The organism is Bacillus sp. 05T22 (assembly GCF_056396765.1).
In genome coordinates this window covers 1-14,597 of record NZ_JBFTMC010000107.1, presented here as the reverse complement: position 1 = coordinate 14,597, position 14,597 = coordinate 1, and the positions used below count along the sequence as shown (strand labels likewise).

At 34.6% G+C, this 14,597-nt stretch carries 12 protein-coding genes and 1 pseudogene; 11 read left to right on the top strand and 2 right to left on the bottom strand.

Annotated elements, in window-relative coordinates; all coding sequences use genetic code 11:
- The 9 genes from AC1DIT_RS22900 to hcp form a co-directional block, all read left to right on the top strand.
- A partial coding sequence (locus tag AC1DIT_RS22900) for a YdcF family protein (protein WP_476998424.1) occupies window positions 1-382 on the top strand: 382 nt, incomplete at its 5' end.
- A 103-nt stretch (window positions 383-485) separates the two neighbouring features.
- Window positions 486-1,439 (top strand): ABC transporter ATP-binding protein, encoded by a 954-nt coding sequence (locus AC1DIT_RS22895; protein ID WP_476998423.1) that lies wholly within the window; start codon window positions 486-488, stop codon window positions 1,437-1,439.
- 3 nt (window positions 1,440-1,442) lie between these two features.
- Window positions 1,443-2,954, top strand: a complete 1,512-nt coding sequence (locus AC1DIT_RS22890) for an ABC transporter permease/substrate-binding protein (protein ID WP_016114728.1) — start codon at window positions 1,443-1,445, stop codon at window positions 2,952-2,954.
- 219 nt (window positions 2,955-3,173) lie between these two features.
- Window positions 3,174-4,601 (top strand): arginine-ornithine antiporter, encoded by a 1,428-nt coding sequence (arcD, locus tag AC1DIT_RS22885; RefSeq protein ID WP_476998425.1) that lies wholly within the window; start codon window positions 3,174-3,176, stop codon window positions 4,599-4,601.
- A 94-nt stretch (window positions 4,602-4,695) separates the two neighbouring features.
- Window positions 4,696-4,956: a hypothetical protein gene (locus tag AC1DIT_RS22880; RefSeq protein WP_016114730.1), complete on the top strand. Its 261-nt coding sequence runs from the start codon at window positions 4,696-4,698 to the stop codon at window positions 4,954-4,956.
- A gap of 109 nt (window positions 4,957-5,065) precedes the next feature.
- Window positions 5,066-6,877, top strand: coding sequence for an AAA family ATPase (locus tag AC1DIT_RS22875; RefSeq protein ID WP_016114731.1), 1,812 nt, complete (start codon window positions 5,066-5,068; stop codon window positions 6,875-6,877).
- Entirely contained in the window at window positions 6,867-8,717 is a 1,851-nt protein-coding gene (locus AC1DIT_RS22870; RefSeq protein WP_016114732.1) for a hypothetical protein, read from the top strand. The genes AC1DIT_RS22875 and AC1DIT_RS22870 overlap by 11 nt, the downstream gene beginning before the upstream one ends.
- A gap of 316 nt (window positions 8,718-9,033) precedes the next feature.
- Window positions 9,034-9,630 (top strand): hypothetical protein, encoded by a 597-nt coding sequence (locus AC1DIT_RS22865; protein WP_016132761.1) that lies wholly within the window; start codon window positions 9,034-9,036, stop codon window positions 9,628-9,630.
- A 105-nt stretch (window positions 9,631-9,735) separates the two neighbouring features.
- Entirely contained in the window at window positions 9,736-11,022 is a 1,287-nt protein-coding gene (gene hcp / locus AC1DIT_RS22860; RefSeq protein WP_016114734.1) for a hydroxylamine reductase, read from the top strand.
- Window positions 11,023-11,132: 110 nt separating this feature from the next.
- Here the strand turns inward: hcp and AC1DIT_RS22855 are convergent, their stop codons facing one another.
- Complete coding sequence (locus AC1DIT_RS22855) at window positions 11,133-11,621, bottom strand: polar chromosome segregation protein (RefSeq protein ID WP_016114735.1); 489 nt, start codon at window positions 11,619-11,621, stop codon at window positions 11,133-11,135.
- Between the two features lie 385 nt (window positions 11,622-12,006).
- On the opposite strand from AC1DIT_RS22855, the gene AC1DIT_RS22850 reads away from it, so the two are divergent.
- Both AC1DIT_RS22850 and AC1DIT_RS22845 read left to right on the top strand, forming a co-directional pair.
- Window positions 12,007-13,341, top strand: a complete 1,335-nt coding sequence (locus AC1DIT_RS22850) for a hemolysin family protein (RefSeq protein ID WP_033671141.1) — start codon at window positions 12,007-12,009, stop codon at window positions 13,339-13,341.
- Window positions 13,342-13,713: 372 nt separating this feature from the next.
- Window positions 13,714-13,862 (top strand): annotated as a pseudogene (locus AC1DIT_RS22845) (aldehyde dehydrogenase family protein); the annotation flags it as partial.
- Window positions 13,863-14,014: 152 nt separating this feature from the next.
- Here AC1DIT_RS22845 and AC1DIT_RS22840 read toward each other — a convergent pair.
- Complete coding sequence (locus AC1DIT_RS22840; protein WP_016132763.1) at window positions 14,015-14,407, bottom strand: YueI family protein; 393 nt, start codon at window positions 14,405-14,407, stop codon at window positions 14,015-14,017.
- Window positions 14,408-14,597: the final 190 nt, after the last annotated feature.

Sequence of the window (14,597 nt, the reverse complement as noted above, 5' to 3'; positions counted from 1 at the left end):
GGATGTAGCCTTAATGTATTTAAATTCTCATCCGGAAACAAAAGTAATTGTATCTGGAGGACAAGGTGAAGATGAGGACATCCCTGAAGCCCATAGCATGCGAAATTATTTAATAAAACATGGAATTGAAGAGAATCGTATTTTCATTGAGGATCGTTCGACAAGTACTTATGAAAATCTAAAGTTTAGCATGGATTTATATCATGTAATGCACGCGGTAGTTGTGAGTAATACATATCATCTATATCGAACAAAAATTATTGCTAAGCGTTTAGGAATGCAGATGGAGTCACTCGCGGCACCAACACCAAGGCGTTCAGAGAAGAAAGCATATATACGTGAATATGCWGCAATTATKAAAACRRTATTRTTCGAYCRTTAGAGCTCAARTRAGRGCTCTTTTTTCGTGAATAAAAAGCGTATCATTTGAAAAGAAGGAAAGATTCTATCAGAATGAAAGAAACAATAATAAGGGAGTTGTRTYTGTGATTCRATTTAATCATGTGTCAAAAGCRTATGAAGATGGYACAAAAGCAGTRGATTCATTACATTTAGAAATTAAAAAAGGAGAGTTTTTTGTCCTTATCGGTCCGAGTGGTTGCGGAAAAACAACAACGATGAAAATGATTAATCGTTTAATTGAAACGACAGAAGGTTCCATCTCTATCGATGGAAAAGACATCCAAGATTACAATATTCATGAACTGCGTTGGGATATCGGGTACGTTTTGCAACAAATTGCATTGTTTCCTCATATGACAATTGCTGAAAATATTGCGATTGTACCTGAAATGAGAAAATGGAGTAAAGAAAAAGTTCGAGAGCGTGTGGATGAGTTACTTGATATGGTTGGATTAGATCCAGATGTATATCGAAATCGTATGCCTGATGAATTATCTGGTGGACAGAAGCAACGTGTGGGAGTGGTAAGGGCACTGGCTGCTAATCCGAAAATCGTTCTTATGGATGAACCATTTAGTGCGCTAGATCCATTAAGCCGAGAACAGTTGCAAAAGGATATTGTAGAATTACAGAAAAAAATTCAAAAAACAATTGTGTTCGTGACACATGATATGCAAGAAGCGTTAACACTTGGTGATCGTATTTGTGTGATGAGAAAAGGGAAAATCGTTCAATTAGATACACCGGAAGGAATCATACATAACCCAGTAAATGATTTTGTAGAAGAATTTATTGGAAATCGTGTTCGCCCTTGGTATGAAGGGAAGAGCATTGAAGATGTGTTGTCACTTGCGAGTGATAGAAAAGTAGACAATGATGTTTTATCTCTATCTCTGCATGCTTCACTACAAGAGGCGTTGATTCGTTTGGAAGCAGAAGAGGCAATCCCAATTGAAAGAGAGGGGCAATACGTGGGGACATTAACGAGCCGTCATATTGTGGCATATTTGGCTGGACAAATGAAGGAGAGGGGGTAAACTGTGTCTGCATTATTACAAACGTTTCAAGAACGAAAATTAGAATTACTTAGTGCGCTGATTGAGCACTTACAAATTTCACTTATTTCTTTATTCTTTGCGGTGATGATTGCAGTTCCACTCGGTATTTTGTTAACGAGAAGAGAGCGAATTGCTGAGTTTATTATAGGCACATCTGCTGTTATGCAAACAATTCCTTCATTGGCTTTACTAGGGCTTTTAATTCCGCTTGTTGGTATTGGAAAGGTGCCAGCAATTATCGCGCTAGTTGTGTATGCGTTATTGCCAATTTTACGAAATACATATACGGGAATCCATAAGTTAGATGCATCGCTTATTGAAGCAGCAAGAGCGATGGGAATGAATAGCTTTAGAAGATTATGGAGAGTAGAACTTCCTCTTGCATTGCCAATTATAATGGCTGGAATTCGTACGGCAATGGTATTGATTGTCGGAACAGCTACGTTAGCTGCTTTAATAGGAGCTGGAGGGCTAGGAAAACTTATTTTACTCGGTATAGATCGAAATGACCATGCTCTTATCGTATTAGGGGCTGTACCAGCCGCATTGTTAGCTTTATTCTTTGACGGAGTACTTCGGATGTTTGAAAGCACTGGACGCTCTCCTAAGCGAATTATATCGGCAATATGTATCATTGTAGTTGTTATAGCTGCACCATTTCTATGGAATACGCAAAAGAAAGATATTGTGATTGCTGGAAAGCTTGGAGCTGAACCAGAAATTTTAATTCAAATGTATAAGCAGCTGATCGAGCAAGATACTGATTTAGATGTAGAATTGAAACCAGGACTTGGGAAAACAGCATTTGTTTTTGAAGCTTTAAAATCAGGGGAAATTGATATGTATCCTGAATTTTCAGGTACTGCTTTATCTACTTTTGTAAAAGAAGACCCAAAAAGTACAAATCGTAAAGAAGTATATGAACAAGCACGCCTAGGGATGGAAAAGAAATATCATATGGTGATGCTAAAGCCGATGGAATATAACAATACATATGCACTTGCAATGCCAAGAAAAGTTGCAGAGCAGTATAATGTGAAAACAATCTCAGATTTACGAAATGTTGCAGCAAATGTTAAGGCTGGATTTACGTTAGAGTTTGCAGATCGGGAAGACGGCTATAAAGGGATGCAAAAATTGTATAATTTCCAGATTGCAAACGTAACAACAATGGAGCCGAAGTTACGATATGGTGCAATTGAGTCGGGGGAGGTTACTGTTATTGATGCTTATTCTACTGACAGCGAACTTGAACAATATGGCCTCCAAGTACTAGAAGATGATAAAGGGTTATTCCCACCTTACCAAGGAGCTCCTTTATTAAGAAAAGAAACGCTTGATAAATATCCTGAACTTGAAAAGACATTAAATAAACTTGCTGGGAAAATATCAGATGAAGATATGAGAAAAATGAATTATGAAGTAAATGTAAATGGTAAAAGTGCAGAAAGAGTAGCGAAACAATTTTTAGAAAAAGAGGGATTGATTCATTAATATTTGCAAAAAAATATACAATTTAATGACTGGAAATCGACCGTTCATAATAAAATGAACGGTTTTTTTGTGCATACTTATACATTTTTTCAAAAAAGTATTCCCTTTTTGCTCATTTTCTTTTAGAATAAGTAATGTTTTCCTGAAAAAATATAATAGAAACATCTATTAGAGAAAAAGGTGACTTTAATAGTTGAACGGATAAACATAACACCTAGAATGACAGATGGGGTGGTACCGATAGAAAAGAAATTAGGATTTTTTCCATTAATCGCATTAGTAGTAGGAACAATGGTTGGCGGTGGTGTTTTTAGTTTACCGCATGATTTAGCAGTAGGCGCAAATAGTGGCGCAACGATAATCGGATGGTGTATTACAGCAATGGGAATGATTCCACTTGCACTTGTATACCAAACGTTAGCAAGACAAAAACCAGAGCTTGAAGGCGGAATTTATAGTTACGCGCGCACAGGATTTGGTGAATATGTTGGTTTTAACAGTGCATGGGGATATTGGCTTGCAGGGATTTTAGGAAACGTAGCTACGATTATGTTATTGTTTAGTACACTTGGATATTTTTTCCCTATTTTTAAAGGAGGAAACAACGTTGCCTCCATCGTTGGTGCATCTCTTTTATTATGGACGCTGCACTTCCTTATTTTAATTGGAATTCGTGAAGCGTCTATTATGAACTTTGTTGCAACAATTGGAAAACTAGTTCCGATTTTATTATTTATTGCAGTTATGGTTACAGCGTTTCGCTGGGATACATTTACACATGATTTTTGGGGTGAGGGAACCGTTTCTATTTCTTCTGTCCTTGGTCAAGTGAAAAATACAATGCTTGTTACACTTTGGGTATTTATCGGTGTGGAAGGAGCAGTTGTATTATCTGGAAGAGCAAAAAACAGCCGTGATGTTGGAAAAGCAACGGTTGTTGGATTAATTTTAGTTATGTCCATCTATATTTTAATCTCAGTCCTTTCTATGGGGGCTATGACAAGACAAGAGCTTTCTCTGTTAGAAACGCCGTCAATGGGCCATGTATTAGAGCATGTTGTTGGACCATGGGGAGCATTTGCCATTAATATTGGATTGGTTGCTTCACTTATTGGGACATTAATTGGATGGTTCTTACTCGTTTCTGAAATTTCTCACGTAGCAGGGAAAGATGGSGTATTTCCGAAAGCCTTTACGAAGACAAATAAAAAGCAGACACCACATATTGCATTATGGATTTCAAATGGTGTCGCACAAACGTTGTTTATTATCGTTTTGTTTTCGGAATCAACGTATCAAATGATGTATTTTATCGCGTCTACATCTATTTTACTTCCGTACTTATTATCAGCACTTTATCAGTTGAAATTAGWTGTAACGAAGGAACTGAAACGTGCGAGGCTAAAAAATGGAATGCTTGCTTTAATTGCCTCATTGTATTCCGTATGGTTGATTTATGCAGCAGGCTTAAAAAACTTATTACTTGTTTCAATCGTATATGGTATTGGACTTGTTGTTTATATGTTTGCTCGAAAAGAAAAAGGAAATCGCTGTTTTTCTGGCATGGAGAGATATGTCATGGTTGTAATCGTGGTTGCAGCAGTAATATCGCTTTATATGCTTGTAACAGGTAATATAAAAATGTAAAAAAGTCCTCCTGAAGGACTTTTTTCTTTGCATACAAGGAATTTTATTTTATTTACAGAATATCTAATATATAAGATGTTTAGGGGGGATGAGAATGGAAGAAAAAGAACAACTCTTAAGAATTATGGAATTGGCAAGTGATTTACGAAAAGTATTAGTACAAGAATTATTTTTTAATCATCATCCCGAACTACGTGGAGCGATTGAGAATTTAGCTGGTTCTGTGGAGACTTTAGCAGGCCTGCAACATAATAAAGATGAAAATGCCGAGGATAAACTACGATACGTACTTGCTAAAATGAAAATTGCTCACAATGCGATTATGCAAGAGAAAAAAGCTTTCCCTTCTCACTAATATAAGTTTTACTTTTGTAACCTGACGGTATACGTCAGGTTTTTTTGTTTCTAGTTTTCTTTTACAGTTCATATAATAAGAACAGTATGAAAAAAAGAAGGTGAGTATATTGAAGCTACATAAAGCTCTCCATCCAAGTTTTATAAAGCGGATGTATCACATGAGATTTCTTGGAAAGTTCGTTGGAGGTGAGGAGGAAAAAAAGAATACTTTTTCTGTACAATGTCTTTCACAAATTCCTTCTATTTTGAAATCGCAATTTGAAGGTGAAGTATATTTGTTTGAAGGACTATATACTAACAAAAAAAATGAGAGAATATTTGCGGATTTAAAGAAAAAAAAGTTAGAAAAACAATTGGTATTGTTTCGCCTTTATTATGAAAGAGGGAACTTGTATGTTGAATTAATATGTACAGAACAACGGGAAATCGCGGATGCATATAAGATTATCCCTTCGCCAAGATTAGTAGGATATAAAAAGAGAGAATCTTTAGAGCGAAAGCTAGGTAATGGGTACTTATCTTTTCTTATTCCTAAATTCCCACACGATTTCGAAGTACCACAGTTGTTATGGTATGAAGGTAGATTATATGGAAATTTATCATTAAAATCATCCATTAGTTCAATTGCATATTGCGAACAAAAAAAGGAATGCAAATATATCGAAATTGATAATTGGACCAAGTATATAGAAGTGAAAGCGGATGATCATTTGTATTTTGTACGAGAAAATATGTATGATCAACTTCTAAAGCAAATCGCAGAAGAGGGAAAACGGGTGGAAGTAGTAGACATAAAAGGGAAAAAAGAAGACCAAGAATGGAATGAGCGTGAATCTACATTTATACAGTATGTACAGGACTTAATCAATAATAAAGGTTTGTATTTAGATGCAACGGATATTTTTAACTTTCATATTAGTGTAAAAACAAATATGTTAACGATTCTTGCTGGTATCCCAGGAATCGGGAAATCACGTTTTGTGCAAGTATATGCAGAAGCGTTAGGGTTAACGTATGGAGAAGAATTGTTATGGATTCCAATTTCTCCATCTTATCAAGAACCACACGATATAATAGGTTACCTTCATCCAAATGGAACATATATCGAAAGTGAAACGAAGTTAATTCGGACATTATTAAAAGCATATGAAAATCCGAATCAGCTTTATATGATTGTATTTGATGAAATGAATATGTCACATATTGAACATTGGTTTACACCATTTTTATCTATTCTTCAATTAGAAAAGAAAAATCGTATTCTTTCTTTATATGAGGAAGGAAATGAAATAGAAAATATAATTCCACCTAAAATTGAAATTGGTGAAAATATTATTTTTATCGGAACTGTGAATTTTGATGAAACAACGAAAGAATTATCTGATCGCTTATTGGATCGAACAAATCTTATTACACTTCAAAAGATTCCATTTTGTGAAATCAATATGCAGCAAAATAAAGGGATACAAATCCCGCCCCTACAAGTAACAACAGGAGAGTTTCGTATGAATTGGTTACGAAATAAAGAGATAATTGATGTGTTTTTTGAAGAGGAATTAGAATTATTAGATAAATTACATGGCGTATTATCATCACATGACGCATCGAAAGGCGTTTCTTTTCGATGCGCTGCTGCGATTGCGACTTATTTGCAAAATATCCCTCCAAAAGATAATCAATCTTATATGATTAGCCGAGAAGAGGGCTTTGATTTACAAGTAAAACAGCGTATTTTAACAAAATTACGTGGTACGGAAATGACAATTGGTCCACTTCTTCGTGAGGATGAAAAGAAAGGGCTATCGCTAGTATCATTATTACAATCTCCACTTGCGAATTGTGTCTCCGCATTCGAACATTCTCTAGCTTATATTAGACAAAAACGGCGTGAATTGGAGTTGTATGGGTATGCGAAATGAGGAGCAGCACGAGACGGAAATTGTAGATACAAAAGATAAGCTCCCGTTCGTATTAAAATTAATTATTGGAACAGAAGGAAAAGGAGATTTTATATTTTTGAATCGTCTTTGTAAACACACTACCACAATGGCTCATTGCGTTTATAAAGTACAAGAATTAAAAGCATTACGTTTGACTTTACATTGTGAAAAGCCAATCCGTGTTACTTTTATGTGGAATAAAGTGTATGAAGGGCAAAAAGATAAGAAAGAATGGCAATATGAATTGCATGAAAAAAGACAAAAGGTATTATTATATGAACATGGAAAAACTGATTTTTTTTATCCTTGGCGTTGTGGTTTGTATCATTTCGAGGTGCAAGTGGAAGAAGAGGTATACTATGGGGCATTTCAAATTGTTCCTAAAAATTTTTTTGATGATCAATTTGAAACGATTCGAAATTATGTAAAATCAATTTTGAATGAAATTATGCTAGATCGTGGTTATTATAAAAAGACATTCTCAACGCTAATTGACATTGAAGATTCTTCCTATTTAATGCTACTTCGAATGCTGCCACAAAAAATGAAAAAAATAAAGCAGCTTTATAAAAAAGTTGAAGAGAACACAAGATATATCGATAGATATGAGTGGGAAATACGGGAACGAAAAGCGACGATGAAAAGTGTGATAATGAACGAGAAAAATCCTCACGCTAAGTATTATAATCGCAGATTTATAGAACAAACAGATAGTTTGGAGAATGCTTTTCTAAAATTTACAACGAAACAATTTTATCAATATTTACTTGAAGCACAGGCTTTCTTACAAAAGACAATCGAAATATTAGAAAGAGCAACACATACAAAAAAAGAGGAACAACAAGCAGTAAAAACAATTATGCAAACCATTGAAAGAAACGGGTCTGTAACAGATAGGGAGAAGCAAAAATATCGAAATATTCATTTGTTAAAAGAAGCAGACTTGCGGAAAGCATCTATGAAAATACAAGAGTATAAAATTTTAAATCATATTGTCCACCAAGCTATACTGTACTTTCAAAATTTGTTAAATTCTCCATTCTGGAGAGGGATTTCTGAAAAGACAAATATAACTATACATGCTTTACCTGTTACTCATCGGCAACTATTATATCATTTAGAGTTTCTACCACGTTATAATCAACAATCTCCAGCTTTATTATTTGTGTATAAACCAACGTTTTTAGTGTATGAGTATTATACATTTTTTATCATTATTTCTATATTGCAACAGTTAGAATTTAAAGATGAAATTCCATTACGCGAACAAATTCAAACTTATTTTTACTTAGATGGTTTACAGGATGGTACGACAATTGTTTTAAATCGTGAAAATATTCAAATCCATGTAGTGTTTAATGACCTTATTGAAACGCACCCACTCATTGCACTTAGTAAAGGAAGTCATTTCTATAATGGAGAAGATACGAAAAAGCCAGACATTCGTTTAGATTGTTATGTGAAGCAAGGGGAACGTTATGAGTACCAGTCGTCTATTATTGTTGAGGTGAAATATAGTCCTATGTTTAATATTTTTCAGTCTGTTGGAAATACAAAAGCAACAGAGCAAATGTACAAATATTGGTCCATTAAATATGTAGAAGAACAAGATGGAAAACGTATTTTTCACCGAAGGGCGATTCATGAAGTGATTTGTGTATACCCAGGCAGTCATATGCATGGGAAGAAAATAGAAGCAGGTTGCGGAGTCTTTTTGCAATTATATCCATATAAAACGAAGCAGGGAGAAGAAAAGTTAGCTGGAAAGCATGGTCTTGTACAGATTTTCGAGAAATGGTTAAAAAATATTGTAACATGAAAAGAAACCTTTCTTTATGGAAAAGGTTTCTTTTTGTGTAAGTAAATTGAATTGTTGAAGGGAGTATAATTGTGAATTTATGGTACTGTAGAATCAAATACCCATAGAGGTGATAAAACAATAAAGGTAATTTCTAATTATATACAATGGAATTGTCACCTTATATAAATATAAAAAATGAATAGGAAATGGTTAATTTTTATAGAATGTATAATGTAGTAAATACCTTTTAGTTGCATGCGCAGATTTGTTCTTATATGATAGATGGTGAAAGCGTTATCAAAATATAGGACGGCGATGGGAAAGGCGGGGAAATATGTTCCAGCGTGTTCAAACAAAGGAAGAACATTTTTGGTTCGAGCAACTGTGGGGAGATTTTTGTGAAGAGAGAGATTTAATGTTTGTAGAGTGTAATTTAAATCCATCACGATTTTTATTAATAGAAGGAGGACATTCTATTGGTACAGTAGAGTGTATTCGATATACGACACCTGAACAATCTAATTCTGAGTTTTTCTATCCGTTTTCTGAAAATGAGTTAGTGAAAGGTTTAAAGAATGTTTATGAAATAGGAAAGTTAAGTATTACGAAAACATCGCGCGGGAGAGGACATTTCAAAAGGTTAACAGCTATTTTATTTATTCATGCTTTAGAAATGAAAGCTGAGTGGTATATTGCTGTTGTTACAAAAAGAATGTATATGTATTTACTTACACTTGGTTTTCCAATTGAACCAATTGATGATCCGTTTTATTTTCATGATACATTGCAAGGGGTACCTGTTCGCATTCATGCTCGGAAAGGATTAACACATTTGTATTCCTTAAAAGAATTTCGGGATATTATTCAAGGAAATGCTCATGCGCAGGCACTAATCAAAGAGAACAGTAAAAATATTATGTTAACAAGATGAAGTGTCACAAATTTTTATAAATTATTGTGATTGATATCACATCCCTTTTTCTCAATGTATATTACGCTTAGTTTGTAATGAATGATTGGGAAAGGGTGGGATGATATGTTTTGCTATCAATGTGAACAAACGCCAACAGGCGGATGTAAAGTAATGGGTGTTTGCGGTAAGAATGAAACAATTGCAAGTTTACAAGATACGATTGTGTTTGGGTTAAAAGGAATTGCTGCTTATCGTACCCATGCTGCGCAGCATGGGTATACAGATCCATTTGTAGATGCTACAACTCAAGAAGCGTTATATATGACATTAACAAATTCTAACTTTAATGAACAAGAACATATTGATATGGCTATGAAAGTTGGGAAATCAGCTTTACGGGTGATGGAGTTGTTAGATGAGGCACATACGAATCATTTTGGTGTTCCAGAGCCTGTTCAAATTACACAAAATCATGTAGAAGGTAAGGCAATTGTTGTTACTGGTCATAATTTATTTGCATTAGAGGAATTATTAAAGCAAACAGAAGGCAAAGAAATTAATATTTATACGCATTCTGAAATGCTACCAGCGCACGGATATCCACAGCTGAAAAAATATAAACATTTAAAAGGAAACATTGGTAAGGCATGGTATGATCAACGACGTCTTTTTGAAAAGTTTACCGGTGCGATATTGGCTACAACGAACTGTGTTATGCCAATTAAAGGATCATACTCTGATCGCTTCTTTTCATATGATATTGCCGGCCTGGAGGGTGTACGGAAAATTGAAAATGATGATTTTGCACCATTGATTAAAAAAGCGCTAGAACTTCCCGAGGTACATATGGAGTCGGATGAACAGTTAGTAACAGGTTTTCATCATAACACAGTATTATCATTAGCTCCAGAAATTATTGAGGCAGTAAAGGGAGGGAAAATTAAGCGCTTCTTTGTCATCGCAGGTTGTGATGCCCCAGGAAAAGGCGGAGAATACTATCGTGAATTAGCAACGTCACTTCCGCAAGAAACGGTTATTTTAACAACTTCTTGTGGGAAATTCCGCTTTAATGATGTGAATTATGGTGTTGTACCCGGTACGGAAATTCCACGTTACATTGACTTAGGGCAATGTAATAATTCAATTTCTACAATAAAAATAGCGGCAGCTTTAGCAGATGCTTTTCAATGTGAAGTGAACGAATTGCCAGTTAGTATTGTCCTATCTTGGTTTGAACAAAAAGCGGTTGCCATTTTACTTGGGCTATTTAGTCTTGGGATTCAAGATATTCGTATCGGTCCAAAGGCCCCTGAATTTATTTCACCTGGTGTGCTTGATGTATTACAAGAAACATTTGGTTTAAAACTTATTACAACTGCAGCAGAAGATATGAATATGATGTTATCGTAACAAAAAGGATGTCTTGTAATGAGACATCCTTTTTATATAAATAAAAAAGCGTATGATAATTGACTAGGGGGGAGTCAATTATCATACGCGAACAAACGATTGGAAAAGAACTAAAATCCGAATATACTTAAAATCATTTTACGACGTTTCGGTTTTTCTTCTCGTTCATATGTTGGCGTGATATCAGGTGTGATGTAAATTGGTTCTTTTTTCTCAAGAGCAGCTTCTAATTTTTGAATTCTATCCATCATTTCTTCCATTTCTCTGCGATGTTGTAGCAATTGGTAATTGACGACATCATCTGCTTTATCTTGCATTTTTTCCTCTATACGATTTAAACGGTGTGTAATTGTATTTAATTGTGTAACAAATTGTTCAAAATCAGTTGATGGTTCTACTTGTGAAATTATAGCTGGAGATAAGGTTTGTTCTATATGAGAACGATGATATTCTAACATTTTATCTAAGTCGTCTTGAGTGAAAATGAAATGACCGTATTTGTTTTTTTCTATATTGAGATTCAATTGTTGTGCAATCCGAACTACTGCCTTTGGGCTAACACCTAACTTTTTCGCAATAATGGGTGTTTTATATTCCAAGGTAAATCCCTCCTATATATATCCTGTTGAATTATTTCGAGGTATTAAGCTTCTTCCCTGCATGGGTGACAAAAGAAGTGAGGAATCGGCAAAGAAAGTGTTTTTTCACGAGAATTAGTTTTTGAGCATATAGATTCTTCTAAAAAGAGAGGAAAATGTCTATTTTTTTCAATTATTCTAGTTTGACTGAAAGAAGATATTTAGATTATCATAAATATAAATATCCTCTTTATGTATGCATATAATGTATAAAAAGGTGATGGCGAATGTAGAAACTTGTAAGATGATAAGAAAAGTCTTTTTCGCTTGAATAAATTAATTAGGAGGTGGCTTCCTTGCTTACAGCGTAAGTAAGGAAACGTATTTGGACATATATAGTATAAGTATGGTGATTGTTTTAATTGCCTTAACTGCATTTTTCGTTGCGGCCGAGTTTGCAATTGTGAAAGTAAGAAGTTCACGCATCGATTTTTTAATTGCAGAGGGAAATAAACGTGCAATTCCTGTGAAAACAGTCATTACAAACTTAGACGAGTATTTATCAGCTTGTCAATTAGGAATTACAGTTACGGCTCTTGGACTCGGATGGTTAGGAAAGCCAGCGATAAAGCACATGTTTGATTCGCTTTTCGCAAGATGGGAAGTGTCTCCCCAGGTTGCTGATATTTTGGCTGTGATTCTAGTGTTTATGTTCATTACTTTTTTCCATGTTGTTGTGGGAGAATTAGCACCAAAAACATTGGCGATTCAAAAGGCAGAACAAGTGAGTTTACTCGTTGCTAAACCGCTTATTTTCTTTTATCGAATTACTTTTCCGTTTATATGGCTTTTAAATGGATCTGCTCGATATGTAACAAGAATGTTTGGTTTACAAACTGCGAAAGAGCACGAGGAAGTCCATTCGGAAGAAGAATTACGGTTGTTAGTGTCAGAAAGTTATAAAAATGGTGAAATTAATCAATCTGAATTTAAATATGTAAATAAAATCTTTGAATTTGATGATCGTATTGCAAAAGAAATTATGGTCCCACGGACAGAGATGAACATTTTAGATAAAGATACTTCTGTTAAAGAAGCATTGCAAAAAATGTCCAATGAGAAATATACAAGATACCCAGTTGTTGATGGGGATAAGGATCATGTTATCGGTTTTGTAAACTTTAAAGATATTTTCACAGATTTTGTGAAACATGGTGCCTTTAGCAAAGAAACGGTGCAGCAGTATATTCGTCCCATTATACTTGTCATTGAATCGATTGCAATTCATGATTTGTTTTTAAAAATGCAACGAGAGCGTACACATATCGCTATATTAATTGATGAATATGGTGGAACAGCAGGTCTTGTAACAGTTGAAGATATATTAGAAGAAATTGTTGGCGATATTCAAGATGAATTTGATATAGATGAGAAACCGGAAATCCAACACATAAGTGAAACAAAGACAATTTTAGAAGGAAAAGTACTTGTTAGCGAAGTAAATGTATTGTTAGGTTTATCTATTGATGATGATGATATTGATACAATTGGTGGATGGATTTTAACAAAGCACCTAGAAATTACAGAAGGTGATATTGTTGAAATTGAAGATTATAATTTTTGCGTTAAGGAATTGGATGGCCACTATATCAAGCAGATAGAAGTAACAAAGCGAGCAGCTCCCATTTTAATTTCAGAAACTGAAAAACCAATAACATTACAAGAACAAGTAAGCTCGTAAACTCTGCATTTAGCAGAGTTTTTTTTAGTAGGGAAAATATTTTTTATGTAATGGGACAATGCTACATTGAACTACCCTCACCTTCACTTCGTTTAGAGGAGGCGGTCTTCTCGGTTAAAATGATAAAATAAGTTAGACGTTTAACGAAAGCAATGCGTGGAATTGATGAACTAGAATTAGATAAATACAAATTAAAAGACCGACATAAAACTTAATTTTTAGGTGGGAGAGAGCATCCGGCCATGCATAGAAGCGGTTAGACCCTTTTTCTGCCCCATGCCGAGTGAAAACAAAGAGAGAAAACGAGTGCAGCCCCCCCATTTTGTTATTCATAGCCGCGGCTTATATGTCGAAAAATCAAAATGGATTTATATGGGCAGTTTCATGATTAAAGACATTTCAACTTTTCGAGTAGATCACATGCTATATGCGGTGTCAAAGAAAGTAGTACAGGTCGTGAAGGAATTAAATATGCGATTGAAGAAATGACAGAGATGAAACTAATCTTTATAAAAAAATAAATACAAATAAAAGGTACATTTATTATCTAATCTGTACCTTTTATTTATCTCGCTATTTGCGTGCAGTAAGACGCCCATCTCAAGATTCAGAGAGGAGCAAGGAACTGCCTGTAAAAGCCCGATTGGTGATGGAAGTGTCACATTATCGTGTATTATTTCATCTCTTGTTTAAAAATCGTATCTTCAACATAAACTTGTTCTTTATCTACCGCTGTGTTATGCGCAAGAACTAAACCAATTGGTGTTTGTGTACCTTTATTTTGAACGATTGTAAAAGGTACATTTTTTTCGTTTGCTAATTTAATGTATTTTGATAAATGTGGGTAAGAGATGCTGCCGTTTACATATAGTTGTAATGATTGAGAAGTGCGCATGCTATTAGCTACTTCTGTGTAAACATTGCTTTGCATCACTTGACCGATTGTTAAAGCGATTTCCACACGCTCACGCAATGTGCCTAAGTACATATTGCGTTCTTCTGGTTTGTTTTGCTTTTGGCCATGAATGCCTTCTTGGAGATAATCTTCCACATTTTTATTTACCATATTTTTCACACCTTTCATATCTTATTGTACGCAAGAAATGAAAAGGATGCAAAAAAAGTCATTTCAAATACCATATTCAAATTAATTTTATCAACAGAAATTAACAAAATGTGACAACAATCTCTTAACGAAACGTATTTTTTGTGTTAATATTCAAAATATATAGGGTATTCGTCGCATGGAAATGGAG